This window comes from Ohtaekwangia sp., from assembly GCF_036568665.1.
Taxonomy (GTDB): Bacteria; Bacteroidota; Bacteroidia; order Cytophagales; family Cyclobacteriaceae; genus Ohtaekwangia.
The window spans coordinates 1-22,937 of sequence record NZ_DATCSD010000373.1; the positions used below are offsets into that span (position 1 = coordinate 1).

General features: G+C 44.2%; 11 protein-coding genes. 7 read left to right on the forward strand and 4 right to left on the reverse strand.

Going from position 1 to position 22,937, the window contains the following annotated elements; translation table 11 throughout:
- The first annotated feature begins 106 nt into the window (after window positions 1-106).
- The 5 genes from VIN08_RS21790 (at window position 107) to VIN08_RS21810 (ending at window position 6,077) form a co-directional block, all read left to right on the forward strand.
- On the forward strand, window positions 107-943 hold the full coding sequence (locus VIN08_RS21790; protein ID WP_331969747.1) for a serine O-acetyltransferase: 837 nt from the start codon (window positions 107-109) through the stop codon (window positions 941-943).
- 223 nt (window positions 944-1,166) lie between these two features.
- Window positions 1,167-2,957: a toxin-antitoxin system YwqK family antitoxin gene (locus VIN08_RS21795; protein ID WP_331969750.1), complete on the forward strand. Its 1,791-nt coding sequence runs from the start codon at window positions 1,167-1,169 to the stop codon at window positions 2,955-2,957.
- A gap of 172 nt (window positions 2,958-3,129) precedes the next feature.
- Window positions 3,130-4,722: an NAD(P)/FAD-dependent oxidoreductase gene (locus tag VIN08_RS21800; RefSeq protein WP_331969753.1), complete on the forward strand. Its 1,593-nt coding sequence runs from the start codon at window positions 3,130-3,132 to the stop codon at window positions 4,720-4,722.
- Between the two features lie 8 nt (window positions 4,723-4,730).
- A complete protein-coding gene (locus tag VIN08_RS21805) occupies window positions 4,731-5,099 on the forward strand; it encodes a CoA-binding protein (protein WP_331969756.1) in 369 nt (122 codons plus the stop codon).
- 54 nt (window positions 5,100-5,153) lie between these two features.
- A complete protein-coding gene (locus VIN08_RS21810; RefSeq protein WP_331969759.1) occupies window positions 5,154-6,077 on the forward strand; it encodes a polyphosphate kinase 2 family protein in 924 nt (307 codons plus the stop codon).
- Here VIN08_RS21810 and VIN08_RS21815 read toward each other — a convergent pair.
- On the reverse strand, window positions 6,074-7,501 hold the full coding sequence (locus VIN08_RS21815; RefSeq protein ID WP_331969762.1) for a leucine-rich repeat domain-containing protein: 1,428 nt from the start codon (window positions 7,499-7,501) through the stop codon (window positions 6,074-6,076). The genes VIN08_RS21810 and VIN08_RS21815 overlap by 4 nt on opposite strands.
- A gap of 145 nt (window positions 7,502-7,646) precedes the next feature.
- Between VIN08_RS21815 and gyrB the strand changes: the two genes are divergently transcribed.
- Together gyrB and ppk1 are read left to right on the forward strand one after the other, a co-directional pair.
- Window positions 7,647-9,602 carry a DNA topoisomerase (ATP-hydrolyzing) subunit B gene (gene gyrB, locus VIN08_RS21820; RefSeq protein ID WP_331969765.1) on the forward strand — a complete coding sequence of 652 codons (1,956 nt, stop codon included), beginning with the start codon at window positions 7,647-7,649 and terminating at the stop codon, window positions 9,600-9,602.
- A 93-nt stretch (window positions 9,603-9,695) separates the two neighbouring features.
- On the forward strand, window positions 9,696-11,822 hold the full coding sequence (gene ppk1 / locus VIN08_RS21825) for a polyphosphate kinase 1 (RefSeq protein WP_331969768.1): 2,127 nt from the start codon (window positions 9,696-9,698) through the stop codon (window positions 11,820-11,822).
- A 90-nt stretch (window positions 11,823-11,912) separates the two neighbouring features.
- On the opposite strand, the gene VIN08_RS21830 is transcribed toward ppk1, so the two are convergent.
- The 3 genes from VIN08_RS21830 to VIN08_RS21840 all read right to left on the reverse strand — a co-directional run bounded on the left by VIN08_RS21830 (window position 11,913) and on the right by VIN08_RS21840 (window position 22,890).
- On the reverse strand, window positions 11,913-12,863 hold the full coding sequence (locus tag VIN08_RS21830) for a type IX secretion system membrane protein PorP/SprF (protein WP_331969771.1): 951 nt from the start codon (window positions 12,861-12,863) through the stop codon (window positions 11,913-11,915).
- A 9-nt stretch (window positions 12,864-12,872) separates the two neighbouring features.
- Window positions 12,873-19,370, reverse strand: a complete 6,498-nt coding sequence (locus VIN08_RS21835) for a gliding motility-associated C-terminal domain-containing protein (RefSeq protein WP_331969774.1) — start codon at window positions 19,368-19,370, stop codon at window positions 12,873-12,875.
- Between the two features lie 274 nt (window positions 19,371-19,644).
- Window positions 19,645-22,890, reverse strand: a complete 3,246-nt coding sequence (locus tag VIN08_RS21840) for an FG-GAP-like repeat-containing protein (protein ID WP_331969777.1) — start codon at window positions 22,888-22,890, stop codon at window positions 19,645-19,647.
- Window positions 22,891-22,937 lie beyond the last annotated feature (47 nt).

Here is a 22,937-nt window from a genome sequence, read left to right on the forward strand (position 1 = left end):
GGAATCATAAGCTATTGTAGACAAATACTGAAATCAAAAGTTCAGGAAACGCGTTTAAGAAGCAGCGGGTTCTCCGGAGCGATCGCCACCAACGAATTTAACCAGTATGGACAAATCATTTCTGCAAAAGCTATATCAGTCTCACCAGGCATGCCCAACGTGCCCGGCACCGGCAGATGTATCACATTTCTTTGTTGAATTATTAGGAGCGCTCTTTGCCGACTTCACACAACTCGCACACTTAACCGAAGCAGAATTTACCGGGCTGATGCACAAACTTCAGCGCGACCTGGAGAAACTCCTGCGTAACAACGGAGGAGCTACCGGAAACAACGCAGCGAAGCTGTCGACTGATTTTTTTGAAGCGTTGCCATCGATCTATGCGATGATTGAAGAAGATGTTACAGCGATGTATGAAGGCGACCCGGCAGCCAAAAGCAGGAGCGAAGTAGTGCGAACCTATCCGGGTTTTTATGCTATAGCGGCCTATCGTATGGCCCACCAGTTATTAAAGCAAGGTATACGGGAGATTCCGCGCATTATCACCGAACACGCACATAGTAAAACCGGTATAGATATACACCCCGGTGCAAGTATAGGAAGACATTTTTGTATCGACCATGGTACCGGTGTGGTGATTGGTGAAACAACCGTGATCGGTAATTATGTGAAAATATACCAGGGAGTTACGCTCGGTGCTTTGAGTGTAAATAAAGAAGATGCCTCGCGTAAGCGACACCCAACTCTGGAAGATAACGTGATCGTATATGCCGGGGCGACTATCTTAGGTGGTGACACTACCATTGGCCACGACAGCATAATAGGAGGCAACGTATGGCTTACACGCACAGTACCGCCATTCTCCAAAATATATTACCAGGCTCGCATGTTTAATGGCGACACCAACGAGACCGATCTGGTGGTTTTTAAGTCGCACGAGTAGGTTCCATGCGGTATAAATTGTGTCGTAGAGTATTGCTACATTCGGTGTTCGGAGTTCGTTAATCGATATTCCTTGTTCGATATTCAAATTCAGTTATTCTTTATAAGTTAATCGCTATTCGTTGTTAGCGATTCAAAAAATCGCTTTCCTGCTCGAATCCAGCAACTTGCGGCTACTGGTTATAAATATGTATCTTTGGTCGTGGTTTGACTTGCGCCTGCTTGTGAAAAGACTCTTCTTCCTGCTGCTGCTTTCTATGGCCGGTATTCTACAGGCCAGTGGCCAGGGCTTTACACGACAGACTTACCACGACTCCAAGAAAAAGAACATCAAAGAAATATATCAGGTAAAGGATACCATTCGCAACATCGCGCACGGTAAGTATATATCGTATTACCTCAACGGAAACATAGAATCCAAAGGTCAGTTTGAGAACAACGAGACAACCGGTATCTGGGAATTTTATTATGAAACCGGCAAGCTCAAGATGCGTGGTATACTTTTTAAAAGTGCCAACTATGGTATGTGGGAATACTACTACGAGAGCGGGCAGAAAAGTATGGAGGGCATTATCTATGGTAAAGAACGCCAGGGCGAATGGAAGTCATACTATGAAAACGGACAGATCAAAGAAGTAGGCGAGTATAAAGATGGTAAACGCACCGGTCTCTGGAAGAATTACTTTGAAGACGGAACCCTGAAAGGGGAGATCGACTATACGGATGACTTCGGAAGATATACCGAGTATTACCATTCCGGAAAAATATTCAGCGAAGGTCCACGAACCGGAGCCAAGAATACAGGACACTGGCGCTTTGTAGCAGAAGATGGAACACTGGAGAGCGAAGGAGATTACGAAGGTGGCAAGAAGAACGGAGAATGGGTAACGTATTTTCCATCCGGTAAAATTTCATCCAAGGGTAAGTATATAAATGATATACCGGTTGGTAAATGGGAATACTATTTTGAAGATGGCACGATACGCTCGGTGGGTGAGTTTGTAGAAGGAAAAAAGAATGGCTATTGGAAAACATTAAACACCAACGGCTCACTAAAAAGTGAAGTAACCTTTATACAAGGTGCCGGAGAATTCCGTGAGTACTATACCAGTGGCAAACTGAAAACAAAAGGTATGATGAAAGATGGTAAACGCCAGGGCACGTGGATGTTTTACTATGAAGACGGCAAGAAAGAAGGCGAATGCGAATATGTAAATGATAAGGGTACATATCGTGGATACTATCCCACTGGTGCATTGCAAACCAAAGGCTCTTACGATGGAGAATTAAAGACCGGCACGTGGGAGATCTATGAGACCGATGGAAGACTATCCGGCTATTACCGACCTTTTTATGACGACAAAAAACTTGGAAAAGAAATAGTACAGCTCGCTTCCAAAAGCAGCACACGCAAAGCAAAAGCACAGCAACGCGGATTTACGTATTTCCGCGAAAAGGGAAATGAATACCACGGTGTTATTATGAGTACCAATCCTATATGGATGGCCGTTGGGCGTTTACCTTTTGGAGTCGAATTTTACTTGCAGGAAAGATTAGGACATGAGTTTGAATTTATAGGTATACGCGATCCGTTCTTCCGGTCTGATCTGAATATAGCCCCGGGCAAACAATTTCAGCGCGGGTACAACATCAGCATCAAACAGAAATTTTATAATCCGTTAAAAGCGGGTATGTGGTACTTTGGTCACGAGATCAGGTTTACCAACCTCGGCCATTTTGTAAATCAACCTATCAATCAAAATCCTGACAATGTATTTACTTTCAATTCTGTAGAGCAGCGCATCGAGTGGGGGCCATTACTCGGCTATCGCATTATGCGCAAGAACAACATCGGTGGATTTACCATCGATACATTTGCTTCCTTTGGTATGGGCTATCGCAGCTTTGATGTAGACCCGGCTTTTTCCAGCTACTTCTCTGATCTCAATCAGTCCAAGTTCTCTACATCCTTCCATTTTGGTTTAAACTTTGGCAATGTATTCTCGTTCCGCTAGAACTCTTTTAGCTTAAGACTTAAAGCGGAAGCTTAAAGTCAATGAGCGTTACATATCATAGTCTCTTCTCATCAAAGCATAAACGTTGAACTATAAACTTTGAACATGGAACTATAAACATGAAACTTAAACCGTAACTTTGCGCCTATTGAAGGATAAAAACCTTCCGCTTATGAAAACAGTAGAGTTAGTTCTGTCTCCGAAAGAGGCATTTGATGAAGCACAGTTTGAAACACTGCTATACCAGAAGCTTGGTTTAAAAAAAGATGGCAGTGTATATGTGCAGCCAGTAAAGCGCTCGATCGATGCGCGATCGAAAAATGTAGTAGTCCGTGTGCAATGCGAGCTACTCGATCCATCGGAAAGAAAGTCATCTGATATTTATACTCCCCGGTATAAAGAAGTTCACAACAGCAGACGTGTTATTGTAATAGGCAGCGGCCCTGCCGGATTGTTCGCAGCCCTGCGCCTGATTGAGTTAGGTGTAAAACCTATTGTGCTGGAACGCGGCAGCGATGTGCAGGCGAGACGAAGAGACCTGGCGGCTATCAATAAAGATCACACCGTTAATCCTGATTCCAATTACTGTTTTGGCGAAGGAGGAGCTGGTACATATTCTGATGGTAAATTATATACCCGTTCCAAGAAACGTGGCGATATCAAGAGAATACTGGAGATTATGGTAGCGCATGGCGCTAAAGAAGATATAGTCTTTGATGCACATCCGCATATCGGTACGAATAAACTTCCGAAGCTGGTAGCTGAGTTACGGCAAAGTATATTAAATGCAGGAGGTGAAGTACATTTCGATACACGCGTAACAGATCTTCTGTTGAAAGAGAACAAAATTTGTGGTGTAGTATTACAGCAAGGCGATACAATCGAAGGTGAATCGGTTATACTGGCAACGGGCCACTCGGCACGGGATATATTTCATTTGTTGAACGACAAGAAGATTCTCATTGAAGCAAAACCCTTTGCGCTGGGCGTACGTGTAGAACATCCGCAGCAACTCATCGATCAGATACAGTATCATTGCAGTACCGATCGTGGCCCATATTTACCGGCATCATCGTATGCACTCGTTCACCAGGCAACCATTGATGGAAAAGACCGTGGTGTTTTTTCGTTCTGTATGTGCCCTGGTGGATTTATAGTGCCGGCTGCCACTGCACCTGGCGAGGTAGTTGTAAACGGTATGAGTCCATCGCGAAGAGATTCGAAGTTTGCCAACTCCGGTATAGTAGTAGCGGTAGATGAGCACGACTTTAAAGACTATATGAAATACGGTCCGTTGGCGGGCATGGTTTTTCAGTCGGCTATAGAACAGAAAGCCTGTGCTGTTGCCGGCAATACGCAACGTGCTCCAGCCCAACGGTTGGTTGATTTTACGGAGAAGAAGCTGTCGTCTTCGTTGCCCGAAACATCGTATCAACCCGGACTTACTTCGGTGGATATGCGCGAAGTGCTCCCGGCAAAAATTGCCCATGCATTACAGCAGGGCTTCAGGAACTTTGGTACTAAGATGAAGGGTTATATGACCAACGATGCCCAGATAGTAGGCGTGGAGAGTCGCACATCATCGCCAGTAAAGATTCCGAGAGATAAGGAAACACTGGCACATCCACAAATCGAAAATCTTTTTCCCTGCGGAGAAGGAGCAGGCTATGCCGGAGGAATTGTTTCGGCTGCCATGGACGGAGAACGTTGTGCAGAAGCGGCTGCTATAAAAATGGGTATATATTTAAAAACAGCTAACCTCTAAAATTCATTATGAGTAAGAAGACTGTTATTGTAGGCGCTACGAATAATCCGGCACGTTATGCATACCTCGCAGCATCCATGCTTACGGAATATAATCACGAGATTGTACCCATCGGAATAAAAACAGGAGAAGTAGCAGGTCGGGAGATTCAGGATATACGGAAGAAGCCGGCTATTGAAGGAGTTGACACGGTTACACTTTATATAGGCCCGCAGCATCAGCCCGAATGGTATGAGTATATTTTCAGTCTGAAGCCCAAGCGCATCATCTTTAATCCGGGCACAGAGAACGAAGAGTTCGAAAAGCTGGCAGAAGAAAAAGGTATAGAAGCAACTGAGGCCTGCACATTGGTATTGCTTCGCTCACGACAATTTTAAAAAGCATACGGCATAATTATTCTTGCTATATTCGTATAGTAACGAAAGCATCGTATGGTATCTGAAGAAATCACTGCACAACTAAAGAAGATGTATGTTAAGCCCGGCAAGAAAGTAGATCTTGCTGAATTTGCTACATCCTATAAAGGAGCCAACTTTACAAAAGAAGAAGCTCAACAGTTATTGAACGAAGGTCTTGAGCACCTGGCTGTGATGCAGGATAAATTGTATGCACACAACCGCTATAGTATATTAATTGTACTGCAGGCCATGGATGCTGCCGGTAAAGACAGCACGATCAAACATATACTTTCCGGATTGAATCCTACAGGCGTAAAAGTACACAGTTTCAAAACGCCCTCTTCACAGGAGCTGGATCACGACTATCTCTGGCGTCATGCACTGGCGTTGCCTGCACGCGGTGAGATTGCCATTCATAATCGCTCGCATTATGAGAATGTGCTGGTCACACGCGTTCATCCGGAATATATACTCAACGAGAACTTACCCGGTATACTGGCTACTTCCGATATAGATGAAGATTTCTGGCAACAGCGTTTCAAACAAATCAATCGTTTCGAGAAAAATCTCTTTCAGAACGGCACCATCATCCTGAAGTTCTTTTTACATGTGTCGAAAAAAGAACAGAAGAAAAGATTTCTGGAACGCATTGATAACCCCAGTAAGAATTGGAAATTTTCTTTTGCCGATATCAAGGAACGCGCGCACTGGGATGAATATCAAAAAGCATATGAACAGGCTTTACAGGAAACTGCACAAGATCACGCTCCGTGGTTTGTAATTCCTGCCGATGATAAATGGTATGCACGTTTGGCTATAGCTTCCGTTATCTATAATCAGTTTGAAACGCTCACGCTCGAGTATCCTACCGTTACACCCAAACAGAAAGAGGAACTCACGCAAGCTAAAGCAATTCTGATGGCAGAACTTGAAGAGGCTGCGAAGAGTAAAAGTTAATGAGATGCTTGCAACACTCCGGATACACGTATAGTGATATCACGCGTTTCAAGCTCTTTCGATTTTTTATGCAGGAATGATTGTGTTGCTGCGTTCCACGGATTGTTCATGAAAGATATAAACGAGAGGTTACTAAAATCAAAGATAGTCTCCGGTATATAGGTCATATAGTTTTCGGAGATATCCAGTTCTTCCAGTTGTTCAAGCTTTAGCAGAGAGAGTGGTACATCCTTTAGCAGGTTATTATTTACATGTATAATTCTAAGCTTGCTCAGTTTATCAATGTCATGGGGCAGTAATGCGAGTCGATTGTCATGCGCATATATTTCTTCCAGCGTATGCATGGCTGTGAGCTCCTTCGGGAAGACCAGTAATTTGTTATGCGCAATAAAAAGTATCTGCAGGTTAGACCAGTTACGGATACAACTATCAAGCGATTCGATTTGATTAAAGTATAGATCAATAATCTTCAGCGATTTGATGGCATATACTCCCGCGGGTACAGCTGTGAGTTGGTTGTTATAGAGGGAAAGGTATTCGAGTTTGCTGAGTGAACTGATAGTGGGCGTTACATCGGTAATGAGATTATGATTCAGACTCAATCGTATAAGATTTGGAAAATGTGTAATGGATGGTGGCACTTGCTCGATCTTGTTAAACTGTAAGGCAAGTTTCTCCAACGAAGAATGTACTTTGATCTTGTCATTCACCAGCGTAAGCTCATTGTGTTGAAGACTCAATTCGTTCAGCTTTCGGTTATGCACAGCACCATTGGGAAATGATGTGAGCACATTGTTGGAAAGATCGAGCATGGTAAGCTCTTTGAATTTACGATAGGAGCGTGGCAACGGATCAGGACGATCACCATGAATAACAAGCGTTGTAATGATTGTATTGCGGGAAAGCCTCAGTGGTCGCTTCGCGCGATTATTAAGAATCGTAATGCTTTTGAGTTTTGAGAGATGCGCGGTTTGTTTTTGAATTTTACGAAGTGAACAATTTACGATCTCAAGGCTCTCGAGGCTATCACAGAGAAGAACTTCATCCGGTAACTTTCGCAGTATACGATTGGCTATACTAAGTCGCTTTACTTGCCGCAGGTCTTTTATGGATTTCAGACTGTCGTATAGAGTATATTCTGCCGATGGTCTATAGATTGTTCTGAAACGTAAAACTCCTTCACGAAAGGCCTGATCGCGCGCATCCTTCAGTCTGTCCCACACAACAACATCCACAGGTTCATGATCCGATAATTCTCTCAGCGAAGCATCGATTTGCGCTAATCGTATCGAATCATTTTTGGAGCGATACACGGGAACTTCAGTCCTTCTGTTACCTGTTATACTAGGCTGTCCATTCGTATTTTGAAAGACACCGAGAAGTGAAACGATGATGGTTATGATAACGGGAACTTGAGCTCTCATGGAATCAAAACTAAATATTTAGTTATTGAACTCAAAGCGCTTATTTCAGGCTGATTTTCAAGCTAAAAAATACCTTGTTTTTTTTCTCGAAAAATGCGGTGTGGCAGGCAAAAAAACTTATTTTTGACGGTTTCAAAAATTGACAATGAGCGAAGAGAAAGCGAAAGTTCCAGCTGATTATTCAGCGAGTAATATTCAGGTTTTAGAAGGTTTGGAAGCAGTGCGAAAACGCCCTGCCATGTACATCGGCGATGTAGGCATAAAAGGACTTCACCACTTGGTATGGGAAGTAGTAGATAACTCGATAGATGAAGCATTAGCAGGTTATTGTGATACCATCACGGTAACTGTAAATGAAGATAACTCGATTACCGTTGAAGACAACGGTCGTGGTATTCCTACCGATATGCACGAGAAGGAAAAGCGTTCTGCGCTTGAAGTTGTGCTTACTGTATTGCATGCCGGAGGAAAGTTCGATAAGAATACCTATAAAGTATCCGGTGGTTTGCACGGTGTGGGTGTATCCTGCGTGAACGCGCTCTCAGAACATTTGCATGTAACGGTACAACGCGATGGAAAAATATTCGAACAGGAATATGAACGTGGCAATCCGCAATACCCGGTTCGTGTTATCGGTGAATCTACCAAGCGTGGTACTACTGTAAAATTCCTTCCAGATAAAACGATCTTTACTAACTGGGAGTATAACTACGAAACAATCGCATCGCGCGTACGCGAGCTCGCGTTTTTGAATCCGCGCATAACCATTCACCTGAAAGATCTTCGCGAGAAGGACGAGAAAGGTGAAGTAAAAGGCGAAACGTTTTACTCGGAAGGAGGCTTGCGCGAATTCGTTGATTACATTGATTCAACACGTGAGAGACTCATACCAGTTCCGATCTATATCGAGAATGACAAAGGTGAGATACCCATTCAGGTAGCACTAAGCTATAACACATCCTTCAGTGAAAACCTGGTGTCGTATGTGAATAACATCAATACACACGAAGGTGGTACACACGTGGCTGGTTTCCGCAGAGCGCTGACCAGAACATTGAAGAACTATGCTGATAAATCAGGTCTGCTCGAAAAAGTAAAGATCGATATCAGCGGTGATGACTTCCGTGAAGGATTGACTGCGGTTATCTCGGTAAAAGTAGCCGAGCCTCAGTTTGAAGGACAAACAAAAACCAAGCTTGGTAACTCGGATGCCATGGGTGCGGTGGATCAGGCTGTAGGTGAAGTATTGCAATATTATCTGGAAGAACATCCGCGTGAAGCCAAGCTGATCGTAAACAAAGTTATACTGGCGGCACAGGCTCGTCACGCAGCGCGTAAAGCACGCGAGATGGTGCAACGTAAAAATGTACTTTCAGGCACGGGTCTTCCTGGTAAACTGGCCGACTGTTCAAGCGCTGATCCATCAATATGCGAGCTATACCTGGTGGAGGGTGATTCAGCGGGTGGGTCTGCCAAGCAAGGCCGCGATCGTAATTTCCAGGCGATTCTTCCGTTGCGTGGTAAAATTCTAAATGTAGAGAAAGCACAAGAGCACAAGATATACGAGAACGAAGAGATCAAGAACATGATCACGGCGTTGGGTGTCAGCTTCGGTACACCGGAAGATGACAAGGCGCTGAACATGGTCAAACTTCGTTATCACAAAATCATTATCATGACCGATGCCGATGTGGATGGTAGCCATATTCGTACGCTGATACTCACGTTCTTTTTCCGCTATATGAAAGATCTGATCGAGAACGGTTATGTATATATAGCGCTTCCTCCGTTATACCTCGTTAAGAAAGGCAAGGAAGAGCGTTATTGCTGGACTGAAGAAGAGCGTGCAGCGATTGTAGCAGAGATCGGTGGTGGTAAAGAAGATTCTGTTAACGTGCAGCGTTACAAAGGTCTTGGTGAAATGAATCCTGAACAATTGTGGACGACAACGATGGATCCATCCAAGCGTTCACTGAAACAGGTGAGTATTGAATCGGCTGCAGAAGCAGATCACCTTTTCTCTATGCTCATGGGCGATGAAGTTGCACCGCGAAGAGACTTCATTGAGAAGAATGCCAAATATGCACGCATCGATATTTAATTTTATAATTGATAGTGACTTATCCGTGAAATGTTAACTGAATGACAGCAGGTAATCGTTAACGGATAAGATTAACTTTTTTACCTTGTTGACATGGACGAGTTACAGATTTCCACTGATAAGATAGCACAGCAGATTGATGAGAGTAATTATATCAGCCGCGACTTAAGCTGGCTGAAGTTTAATTACCGTGTATTGGAACAGGCAAAGCATACTGACAGAAGTATATTTGATCGTCTGAAATTTCTTTCCATTACAGCCTCTAACCTGGACGAGTTTTGTACGATTCGTCTCGGGAGTTTGTATAATTACCTTGACTATAACAAAGAACGCTTCGATTATAATGGTCTTCGTGAAGAACCCTTTCGTAAGCTGTTGTTAGCTGAAACGAAAAAGTTCTTCATCGATCAGAATGATTATTTTGTTAACAGCCTGAAGCCGATGTTCCCGGAGAATGGCTTTGTCATCTCGAAATATAGCGAGTTATCGGTCGAGAATACGCAGAAGGTAAATGAATACTTCAACAACATCATCTTCCCGATGTTGACCCCGATGGTGTTTGATAATTACCACGCGTTTCCAACGTTGATGAACAACAGGTTGTTGTTTGGTGTGGTAACCAAGAACGCGGCCGATGTACAGAATCAGCAACGTGTATCTTTTATACAGGTGCCGCAAAACCTTCCGCGGTTTTATGAACTGACGCAGGAAGAAAAGATCCTGTTTGTTCCCATCGAAGAAATCATTCGTAATAACATTCATAATCTCTTCCGCAACGTAGAGATCACGGGCACTAATCTTTTCCGGATAAACCGAAATGGTGATTTTACACTGGAAGAAAGTGAAGATATAGAATCAAACTTCCTGGAAGATCTGAAGCGTAAATTGAAAACGCGCAGAACAGGTCGCGTAGTGAGAATGGATGTAGAAGAAAATCCTGATCCGTGGATGATGCGCTTGCTAAAGATCCAGTGGGACTTGGATGAACACAATATTTTCTATGTGCCGAAAGAAAGTATGCTGGAGTTTAACGGACTCATGCAGATTATAGGGCATAAAGAATTTAAGAGCAAGCGCTTTCAGCCACCGGCTCCTATCAAGCCATTGAATTTCCCGGAGCAGGGAAGTCGCGATCTTTTTGAGGTGCTGAAAGAGCGTGATATACTTTTGCATCATCCCTATAATTCGATGGAGCCTGTATTGGAACTCCTGGAAAAAGCAGCGGACGATCCGTATGTGCTCTCGATCAAGATCACCATTTATCGCGTAGCGAAAGAATCACGTGTAACCTCTGCGTTGTTGCGTGCTGCCGAAAATGGAAAACACGTTTCTGTTTTGTTCGAAGTAAAGGCGCGATTTGATGAAGAGAATAACCTGCGCGAAGCACAGCGTCTTCAGAAAGCTGGCTGCTTTGTAATATACGGAGTGAGCAGCTTAAAGACGCACACCAAGCTGTTGCTGATCGTGCGCAAGGAAGAGGATGATAAAGTATACCGCTATGTACATCTTTCGAGTGGTAATTATAATGAGAGTACTTCCCGTTTATACGTAGATATAGGTCTGCTTACCACGAAAGAAGTCTACGCCAATGATGTTTCAGAATTTTTCAATGTAATAACCGGGCATTCGCAGCCCTCCACATACCGGAACCTCATCACATCACCGCGTGATATGCGGATACAGCTTTGCAATCTTGTAAAGCGTGAAGCCGAGAATGCGCGTAACGGTATACCGGCAGGTATTGTGATCAAGCTGAACTCCTTCCAGGATAAAGAACTTATTGATGAACTATATCTTGCTTCGCAGGCTGGTGTAACGATCAAGCTGATTGTACGGGGCATGTGCTGCTTGCGTCCCGGAAGAAAAGGCTTGAGTGAAAATATAGAAGTGATTTCTATCGTAGGGGAATTTTTAGAGCACTCACGGATCTATTACTTCCATAACGCGGGCGATCCGAAGGTATATATTGGAAGTGCCGATGCGATGGTGCGCAGTTTTGATCGCAGAATAGAATCGCTTTTCCTTTTGGACGATGAGTTTCTGAAGAAGCAGGCGATCAATAACCTTCGCTATAATCTAAAAGATAACGTCAATTCGTACATTATGAAAGAAGATGGCTCGTACGTAAATAAAGAGTTGAATGGTGAGGCTCCTTTTAATATACATAAAGAGTTTTCTCAGGTTACCCGCGAAGTTGTCATGGGTGCGAAGCTCTTCTGAAAAAGAGACTATATTTAGAAACGATATCAGAAATAAAAAATCCCCGGAGCCATTAGCCCCGGGGATTTTTATTTAATGACGGTCGAATATTTACCGATAGTTATAGTATTGCGGGCATTCAGGATTTTTGTGAATACCTCTGAAGATCGACCGGAAGTTCAACATAAACTCGTGCGTGCCGTTCGAGAAGTTATTCAGATCAGAGCGAGTCCAGTCATACGAATATCCGAAGTGTAATTTTTCTGTGAGCTTCAGATCGATGAAGGTAATAAAGGCATCGCCCAAACGATACGAGCCTCCTATACTGAAAACATCATAGAATATAAAAGCTGTATTGAAGTCGAAGCTCAAGGGTTGTCCTTCCTGCGTACGAACCAGGAACGAAGGATTGATCTTTACTTTATCCATTCTATCAAGTGGAAGTACTATACCACCACGAAGGAAATAATAACGTGCTTCTTTAATTCCTCCTAGCAGACTTTCAACCGAACTGGCTACTTCGTTGTTGAGTATAAAAGGTATAGAGAATCCGAGGAAGAAATTCTTCTTGCTATAAAATATACCAGCGCCAAAATTAGGTTTCACTTGCTTGGAGATACTATAGAAGGAAGCATCGGTAGGATTCTGAAGATCAAGTTTGCTATAGTCGGCACCCAGCAGATTTATACCGGCCTGCAACCCCAGGGCCAGGGTCGAGTTGGGGAAATGGATCTTGTAAGCATAGTTACCATAGATGTGGTTGTTGCTATAGCTACCGATCTCATCGTGATCAAACATGATTCCGATTCCGACCTTGTTCTTGGCAAAAGCAGAGTGTGCACTAAAGTTAAATGTTCTGGGGGCTCCCGGAAAATTAACCCACTGATTGCGATACATAGCTGTTGCACTGAACTTTACATGTGCACCGGCATAAGCCGGGTTTATTACCAGTTCATTAAAATAATACTGGGTAAAGACCGGGTATTGTTGTGCGTAGCTCGCTACAACAATACTCAGCAACAGCACTGCAGTTGAAAAAATGCGCTTAGGCGTAGGGGTCATTGTGCTAAATTAATTAACTATTTCCAGATAACCAGCTAAAGGCTTCGAGCCGTTACGCTTATCAATGATATAGAAGTACGTACCGTCAGGAAGATTTGTACCCATCATGCTTATACCCTTGTTTGATTTACCATCAAAGAAGATATCAATGTTGTTATAGCCTTCATGCTCGTATACCAGCGTACCGGCACGGTTATATATCTTCACAATATTATCCGGGAAGTCTGCGATACAGTTGATGTAGAAGATATCATTCTTGCCATCACCATTACGCGATACACCATTGTAAGGATGGATGTCGTTGATTACATCGATCTCCTTGCTATCCCGGCAACCCAGTTGTGTAATCACTGTTACCTTATAGTGACCGGCAGGTATACCGTTGAGTATAGGGTCACCGATAATGGTTCCGTTGTCGGATTCCCAAATGATCTCATCAATATCAACGCTATTGGTAAGTGTCAATATGATCTGGCCATCTTCACCTTCACAGCTTGCCGGCAGAGCCGCTATATCAAATTGTGGCAGTGTAGGATCGAAAATGATTTCTTCACTTACAGGATCTGAAACGCAACCTGTAATGATGCTGGTTGCACGAACAGTATATATACCTATCGCGAGACTATCGTAGAGTGAACCCACAAAATCAGGCGAAGCTTTTACGGTTTGACCTATATACCATTCGAATATATAGTCGGTCGTATTGCCATTTACGGATGCCTGTAATGCTCCATTGTCTTCCACGCAACTTGTTACTTGTGAAATAACTTCGATTGTAGGCTGATCGATACCTGCAGGAACAAATTGAATAGTAACCTGCGTGGTGTCAGAACATCCCGTTACAATGTCACTGGCTATCACTGTATAGGTGCTGTCTCTCAGATCACCAACCTGTGAACCGGTAGCAAACGGAGGAGGCGTGATTGTCTTTCCATACCAGTCGAACGAGTAGTCGATGATATTTCCACCAACCGATGCTGAAGCTACGCCATCCGCTTTGACGATATCACAATTCGTACGGGGACTGGTTGGTTCCGCAGTAACAACAGGATATATACGTAAGTCTTCAACTTCTACAGTATCCGATAAAGTACAATCAGCATCCAGTTTGTCTGTCACCACTACCAGATACTTATTCTGGGTAAGGTTCTCAACCAATTTACCAGTATAGTCTGGCGTTGCTTTAACGGTTGTTCCTATATACCATTCATAATCATAATCATTAGGAGTTGATGAGGTAATGATCGCATAGGTTGTACCATCGGGAGCTGAACAGAACGTGAGCGGACTGGCAGATGCAGTCATCGTAATTACCGCTGTATCTTGCGACAGTTGGTAGGTATCCCACACTTTACAATGAGATGCGTTGTTCTCTACTTGTACCGTGAAGAAGCCAGGGTTGATCGTCTGTGCTATATTACCTGGGTTTCCATTGCTGTCCTGACCGGTAACATTGGCGGCCGGTAGGGGAGTCGTTGTAGTCGATCCTAAGAACCAGCTATAGGTATAGGAAGTACCCGGCAATCCGCTGGCCTCTACCTCCAGTTCTCCCAATATATTGGTTGGCTTCAAACATTTAGAAGGCACAACAAAATTCAGCAGAGCTGCCGTGATCGAGTTCAGCGTTTCATCTTCAATAGTAAAACTTGCTGTTACATCGCAATGACTGGTATTGTCAGTAGCCGTGACATAGAAATCTCCAGCGGGCAGATTGCCGATATCGCCGATAATAGCATCGTTATCGGCTATGGCTGTATTGTCAACCTTTCTCCAGTCAAATGTATATCCGGCAAAAGGAGATGCTACAGGAGAGCCATCCACTACAATTTGTTGGAATGCGGCAGTACCCTGTGTCAGCGCTGTTATACCATCCGGGCCGCATTGCGTCAGGTTGGTAAACGTCATATCACCGTTTGCAATATTTACGGTAACAACCATTGGATCGTCCAATACGCTAAAGACATTGGTCGTAAAGCACCCTGCATTTACACCACCATTGTCGGTTACGGTAACAGTGTAGTCGCCCGGTTTAAGATCCGTAAGATCTTTTGTTATTGCAGAGAACGATGCATCCGTTGAAGAAGTCCACTGATAATCGTAATCAGCAGCATTGCTTCCAGAGCCGAGGGCGAGTGTAATAGAACCGCTTCCCATATTACCCGGTACAGATGTTTTACAAAACTTGTTCTCTGTAATAGCTGCTGCTGTTGTATTGGCATCAATAACAGGATCGGTAACAGTTTGCTTAATAGCAAAAGTAGCTGAAGCACGACATCCTTGAAGCGATCCTGTAGTAGCCCCGGCTGTCGCCACCATAGTATAATACTTGGTAACAGTGTTGAAGGGACCGTTGGAATCGAACAGATAGTTACCGGCATTCGGACTTGGATTCACTGATGTTACGGCTATACCTGTACCCGGAGCGGACTCAGGGTCAACACTTCCTTCAAAGTACTCAACGATATAGTCAGCATCCGTAAAGCCCACCGTAGGTTTCAGTTCTGCAGTAATGCTTCCTCCGTTATCAGGCACGCACGTAGTGATGTCGGTTTGTGAGAATGGCGAAAGTATATGACCATTCAGGAATGGCAAGTATATCGGGAATTCCTTTTTACATCCTGTGTCGCGATTAGTGATCTCGACTACATACTGTCCATACTTCAATAACGATACTTTAGAAGTAGAAGAAGTGCTTACTACATTGGCTGTTATCTCTACGCTGGTTGCAGTAACTGTAAAGCCTCTATACCAGTGGAAATCATACCCAAGTACGCTAGCTGTAGCAACATCCACTTCAATGGCACCATCGGCTGAATTACAATCATTCGGTGCTGATAGTGTAGGAGAATTGATGGCAATGTTCGGAATGTTGTTCAACACTTGCGCCTGAACAGCCGGTGTAACGCAACCATATTTTTTATGCTTCGCTCTTACGGTATAGGTACCAGGAGCTACGCCTGTTAATATACTTGATTGACTGGATGCAATAAGCTTGGATGCAATGACAGAAGTACCCTCATACCATTCGAATGTATAATCGCTTGGAGTATCAGGACTAACAGACTGGACTTCAATCTGACTGTTGTTCGGTGAACAGGTAGACTGACCTGTGGCAACTACACTCACAATGGTTGATGGCACAGGACCGGTAAGAGTAATTTGTGCTGTAGAAGAACATCCACTCGTCTTACCCGTAACTTTTACAGTATAAGTTCCCGATGGCTGACCCGTGATAGAGGGATTTGTTGCACCAACAATTGGTGTCACTGTATTCGGCCCTTTATACCATTGGTATGTATAGTCTGACGCAGTACCTTGTACATTCACAGTAGCCGCTCCTATATTACCTGTACACGATAACTGATCGGAATCTTTAGTAATGCCTGTTATAACCGGAGGCTTGGTTTGCTTCACCGTTACAGTTACTGTATCCGAATTACATTTTGAAGCGTTGTTGGAGGCAAATACGGTATAACTTCCCGCTCCAAGATTTGTATAAGATGAACCGGTAAAGCTGGCAGTAGGCAATACATTCTTCCCATTGAACCATGAGAAGGTATAGCCACTCACTGTACCACCTACTGTAGCGGTAGCACTGCCTGAATTAGTTGCTGAACAGGTTATGTCTACGTGTGTTGTATCGATCGTATAGGGGAGTGGTCCGGTTATACTTTCCGAATCATTTCCACCGCAGCCCGTTGCTTTATCTACTACAAGAACTGAATAGGTGCCCGGTTTCAAACTGGTTAATGTATGGCTCAGACCGAGTGTATCTCCTACAAGAATGTCTGGTCCGGCAAACCATACATAGTTGAACTTTCCAACAGGTTCTCCCACTCCGTCACCATCCGTATCATTTACAATTGCCTGAAGAACACCATTTGGATTTTTACAGTTATCAGAGTTCTGCACATCGATCACTTTTACATCAATGGTTCGTGATGTTTCGCCAACGTTGATCGATACGGTATCGGAACTACAGTTAGCTGTTTTATGCACCGCATAAACGGTATAGGTTCCGGCTGGCAAACCTGTATAGGTAAACCCTACGTGATCGGCTGATGCTATAGGTTTAGCTACGGTTCCTTTCGACCAATAGAATTTAAAGTTTACGGAATCTTTCAAGCCACTGCTTAACGTTACGTATGCTTTCACCGCTCCATTGTCAGGGGATGGAGGTATACCCGGAGCAGCACTTGCACACTTGAGATTATCACGAATCAACTGGACATTCAGCGTTACCGGAAGAGGATTTATATCCGCTTTCAATATGTTATCACCGTAATCACACTCTTTGATTGCCGTCTTTGGATTCGGAATGGTGATAGGTGATGGTATAGTAGTTCCATTGTCGTTTAAGACTATATATAGTGTAAAGGATGATCCAGGACCAGTAATCGTTACGTTAGTACGTGTAATGGTATCACCTGGATTCATACTGCTAAGCGGTACGATGGTCGTACCCAACAGTTTCGCTCCGGCCGCCATGGGGTTACCGTTGTAAAAAGAAACCGGAAGATTTCCGCTTACACCTATATCTCCTTTGTTTCTGAATTTGAATGATACTGTAAAGTTTTTATCAGGACACGTGGGAGGATTTACCTGCACATCCATTCCCGATCCGAAAGGTGTAACGGCCAGGTTAGGCGCAGGGAATGACGGACATCCGTATGAGTCGAGGAAAGGTGCCTGGTTCAGGAAGTTATTAAGAGGACGACTCGTCTTGTCAGAAAAGCAGTCTGCATTTTCTGCATAGATCAGATGGTGACCTTGTATTTTCTTCGGAATAGTAAGATCGTCATTTACGTTTACTACAAAGTAGCCGTGCTGGTTCCAGAGTTTACGGGCGGGTACCCAGGGAACATTGGCAGATTCATATACCCGCACTTCAGCATCATCCCACAAGTCATGATTTTTTCCGAGAACAGATTCATTCACTGCGCAGGTAACACAGATCTCTGTTGAACCATCTCCGTTCATATCCACAACGATAGGATATTCATTGGACGTACGCGAAGCGCATCGTACCGGTGTACTGCGTGTTACAGTCACTGTTCCACTATTATTGGTCGTAGTGTAGATATAGATATAGTCTTCGTCACGATATACAATTTCTGATTTACCATCTGCGTTAAAGTCGAACATGGTACAACCGGTATATCCGGATGTTTCTTCTGTTACACCGCGTCTCCAAAGTGTATCGAGCGCGCTGCCGGTTTCTTTTAGTGCATACAGGAATTTACCGGAAACATATACCGCGTTCATCTTTCCATCGCCATCTATATCGGCAAGATTTATACGCCCGGCACCATTTTGCCATCCATTCGTATAGCGCGAGTCGCCCGTAATAGAGTAATCGGTATAGGTCTTTAACTGGTCGTTCTGCACATCCCAGAAAAATATGGTGGTTGTCTGGTTGTTGTTGGAGGCATCATCATTCAGTGATCCTACTGCGACCACATCCAGGTATCCATCGAGGTTAAAGTCGGCAACACTGGTTCCGCTACCCGATGTTCTTCCTTTGCGGGTAAAATATTCCGTGCGTTGTTTACTCAGCGTGAGTGTAGAACCATTAACCGGAGGGATTGCCGGAGGCGGTGCAGGTCTGTTGATATTTACTTCGTAAATTCTACAGCCGGCAACCAGTTCCATGGTAGAGCTGGCCGGTAATATATCTACTGCTATAGGGGCATTGCTGTTCTTCGGCAGACTGCCACCGAAGATGTTTTCTCCCATGAGCGTTCCGGAGTGGGCGTCATATATCTGCGTGCGTGTATAGAGTTCAACAGCACCATCGCCATCAAAATCTGCCAAGCCCATTGTACCGGGATAAAAAGAGAAGTTTATCGGATTTGTCCAGACCTTGGTTCCGTTACAATTATAGGCGATGATCTTATAGTTTACGCCATCACTTTCTGCGCTTAGTATAAATATCTCGGCACAGCCATCTTTGTTAATATCGGCCATGGCTATATCTTCAAAGGTAGGAGGCAAGCCATCAGCCAGCGTATTGATTTGCTTATCCAGTAACAGTGTAGCTCCGGCAAGAGGTGCCTGCAGTATGTTGATTACACCTTCGGTGGGAGAGTTGTTGCCGTTTCTGTAGGTTGTTACAATTTCGGGTATACCGTCATCATCAACGTCCCCGGCAATCAGTCGGTTAATGTGGTTAGTTCTTTTCGGCTCCGATTTGAATTTGATCTTCATCTCAAACGGAGGGAAGCTGTCGGGTTTAACATTACAGGTTACATCCTTGCCAATAAAGAAACCGCTACAAGCAGCATCGATGGTACATTCCTTGTCGTAACAGTCAATGAAACGATCTCCATCATCATCAATACCGTTGTCACAGATCTCGCATACTTTGCCTGGGCAATCACCATCGCGGCAGTCTACAAGCCCATCGCCATCATCATCGAGGTTGTTGTTACAATTGGATTCTTGTGCAAATGAATTTACGGCTATCAGGCTCAGGAATAAGATGATTAGTAAAATCCACCTTTTCATAGGGTAAAAAATTAAGTACAAATCTACAGCACACAAGTCGCATCTACATCGTTCAGCAATCATATTCTTGGGCTTTTCCTATAGTATAGGAAGTCATAACAAGAATGTGAAAAGACTACTCTAACAGGTATGAACTTATGAAAACTCTGATGCTATATTAAGATCAATAAGCCGCTTGTAACCGAAAGATGTAAGGTTTATACCCCGATTGTTTGCGGAAACAGGGGTGTTATCGCCAGCCTGTCGGAATCTGCCGACAGACTGCATGACTATATCAGCGTATCAGTGTGATACTTCCTGCCCGTGGTACACCTTCTTCTCCTTCACAACGGATGATATAGTAGTATACACCGTCTGGAAGTTTTTTACCATTGAAGGTTCCATCCCAATTATTCTGATATGGCTTGGCATCGAACACCTTTACACCTTTATCATCATAGATCACAATGCCGCATTGTGGATAACTTTGAATATTTTCGACAACCCATAATTCGTTTGGCCCGTCATTGTTGGGAGATATAAAATTACCGGGCTTCAATTTGTTAACGATCGCCTCTCCGGCAACTTTTACGATTACAGTTCCGGAGCTTTCGCAGCCGTTGCTGTCTGATCCCTTTACAGTATAGCTGGTGGTAACTAACGGTGTAGCTATAGGGTTGGCAATGGCAGCGTCTGAGAGAGTCTCTGCAGGCTCCCAGGTATAATTGTCCAGACCGGATGCTGATAGTTGAGAAGATTCTCCTTCGTTGATCTGATCAGGCGTAGCCGTGGCAATGACCAGCGTAGCAGGCAACGTCTGCACTACACGGCTGGCAGTAAGTACGCATCCGTTGGTAGCGGTTACATCAACGGTATAGGTACCCGCAGCGGCCACTTCAATGGAAGAAGATGTTGCCCCTGTACTCCAGCTATATCCTGTAAAGGTACCGAGTACTTCCAGCAAGAGCTGATCTCCTTCACAGAATATATACTTGTTATCCGGATTGGTAATAGCTACTGAAGGTGCAGCGGTTATTGTTATCGGAACGGTTACTGAATTTGCACAGGCGTTGTCTTTATACGATACCGTTAGCTTTACATTATAGCCCTGCGCAATAGTAAATATATGTTCGGGCGATGCATCGGTAGAAGTTTTACTATCGCCAAAGTCCCAGCTATAGAATGCAGTAACTGTTCCATCAGAGGCAGATGTGTTTGTAAACTTTACCTTTTGTCCGGCACACGCCGTTGCTGGCGAAGTGAAAGCAGCAGTTATAGCCTGCGCTACACTGACCGCTACAGGATCAGTCTCCAGGCTAACACTACAACCGGGGTTTGATGCCTTTACAGTATAGTTACCGCTCGATGAAGTTACCGATGTAACAGTATAGGTTGGGCCTGTAGAAATGGCCGTACCATCCTTAAACCATTGATAAGTATAGGCAGCATCGTTCGGCACCACGCTTAGGCTTTTGCCGGGATCTCCCTGACAAAGCACTACAGCAGCAGCCGGACTGATAGAAAAAGTTGGAACATTTATACCCTGCACCAGTGTCGACTCTCTTCGGGCAAAGCAACTTCCTACAATGACATCCACATAATAATATCCGGCATTATCAAGACTAAAATTGCTGATGGCAGGAGGCGTAGCGCCCGTAGCGGTATAGTTGTTTGGCCCCGTCCATTTATAGGTGGCTCCTATATCATTGCCTATACTTAACTGCAAATTACTACCGAGACAAACCGGGCCGTTGTTGGTCGGATTAACAAGCGCAGCAGAGCCTGCCGATACCGTTATATCTATGCCATCAGATTCTTCACCACAGCTTCCTGCAGCAGAACAGGTAGCACCCTCGGCAAGCACTCGGACGGTATAAGTACCTGTTCCAAGTGCTGCAGTAACCGTAAATGAACTTTGGTTAAGTCCGCAGGAGACCACCGATCCATTCTTTCTCCACTCATAATACGCTCCATTACTTACGGTTGCTTTCAATGTAAAAGGCAATGCGGCCGTACAAAGTGCGAGTGGTGTTTCTTTAGGAGTGATCCGCGGAAATACACAAGAGGTGTTTCGGAACACCGATACTTTTGATGCCAGTATACTGGCGTTATCAATACTGGTAAAAGAAATGTCGGGCTTGCCATCACCGTCCAGGTCACCAATGCGAACGTGTCGGGTAACATAGGTAGTATTCACCGTTTGTTTGACGAACGACAGATTGCCTGGTGTACTCTCGTTATTAAGAATAGTGAGCTTTGTTTGTGTTACCGATGCAGTAACTATATCGGTGTTGCCATCACCATCCAGATCGCCAAAGTCGAGGCCCCAAGGGTTGGCTTCTGTCGTTATTACTTTTGGAGAGCTAAAGCTTATCGAAGAACCTGATCCCTGGTTGAGGAATACGGATACAGACGACCCTAAAAGTTGGGTGACTGCTATATCTGCTTTGCCATCATTATCGAGATCGCCCACTCGAATTCTTTTTACGGTGTTACCAATTGGGAGCGTTGTAATTGTGCCAATGGCAACTGTACCAACAGTACTTTTGTTTTCGATAATGAAAACATTACTGGTGGCTGTCTGGAACTGGCTGGTAACAATTTCCGGAAAGGAGTCGCCATTAAAATCCTCAACAGCTATACCATCGGTACTGGCTGCTGTGGGAATTGTTATATTCAGTGGCGTTGGATCAAAGGCTATAGTTGATACAGTACTTTGATTGATCAGTACAGATATAGTATTACTCCCCTGATCGGTTACCAGCACTTCAGGTTTACCGTCCCGATCGAGGTCAGCAATGTCAACCTTGGTATTTTTCCTTCCGGTCAGTTTAATGGAGGTTGTATTGAAATTTATATTACCGGCACCACTGCTGGTGTTTTGTAAAATGAAAACGCGATCACTTAATGCTGTTGTACCTTCGGTAACGACCAGATCTTGTTTACCATCGCCATTCAGATCTCCACAGCGAACATGCAATGAAAATGTACCGAGTGCCCAGGGTACTTTTGTAAAACTGATGGCACCTCCCAGCGTACTGGTATTACGAAGAATGGTTATGTTGTTGTTTCCGTTATTGGCGGTAGCTATATCTGCTTTGCCATCATTATCAAAATCACAAAGGCAATGATCATACAGACCTTTCTCTGCATCAAAATCCGACTGTGCACTGAGGTTTGCTGTATTGAACGGATGCTTTCCGCTGAAGCTTAGCAAGAACGGATCAGCACTATATCCGGTGAGTCCGGTAGTAGTATTGGTTACCGCTATATTTCGATAGGTTGTACCGGCAGGTACCTGTACTTCAAGAAGTTGATCCGTAACGGAGACGATAGACGCTTTCACAGCTCCGAAATATACTGCCAGGTCAGCCGCGTTCGTGCCGAAATTACTGCCGGTAAGCGTGAGTTGTTCAGACATACTTCCTGAGGTCTGGTGGACTGACCGTATATCCGGACGTTGCCCGAATGACAGGTTGAATGCCATCAGCAGAACCAGAGTACCAACGGATTTAGCAGCAAGTTTTAACAGTACTTTCATGATGCTATAAATGCAGTCGGGAGTTGAAAACGTAACCATAATCATGT